Below are 439 nucleotides of genomic sequence, written 5' to 3' on the forward strand. Positions count from 1 at the left end.
ATTATAGTCGATATTGTAGGCGACTACTTTCGACGTTGCGCCAATGTCGTGAGATTCGTAAAAAAGAAGAATCTCGTAGTCGGCGGGCGAAAACCACGAGATTATTTCGACCATCCTCTTCAGGAATTCACTCATCTTGGTTCAAAAACAACCACGTATATAGTTAGGTCTGTTGACTCAAGTAGTCATTGAAATTTACTATGGTAGTTGGGTTTTATATTGGATGCCTCTCATTGTCGGTAGTGACGACTCTCACCGTGGCCTACAAGTCGCGGAAAACGCCCGGGCTCCTGTTCCAGCAGGACCCGAGCACGGGCCGTCACCCACAATGACGACCAAACTGAAGCTCTCGCGGGCACGCAATAAAGCCCGCGACACGCCCGACGAAGCGTCAAACAACTGCCCCACGTGCGCCACGCCCATCGAGGGCATCAGCGCG

1 pseudogene is annotated in these 439 nt (G+C 51.5%); it reads right to left on the reverse strand.

What is annotated here, in order from left to right:
* Positions 1-114, reverse strand: a pseudogene (locus DVK01_RS23085) (MarR family transcriptional regulator); the annotation flags it as partial.
* Positions 115-439 lie beyond the last annotated feature (325 nt).

The sequence above is a fragment of the Haloarcula sp. Atlit-120R genome (assembly GCF_003665885.1).
Classification (GTDB): Archaea; Halobacteriota; Halobacteria; order Halobacteriales; family Haloarculaceae; genus Haloarcula; species Haloarcula taiwanensis.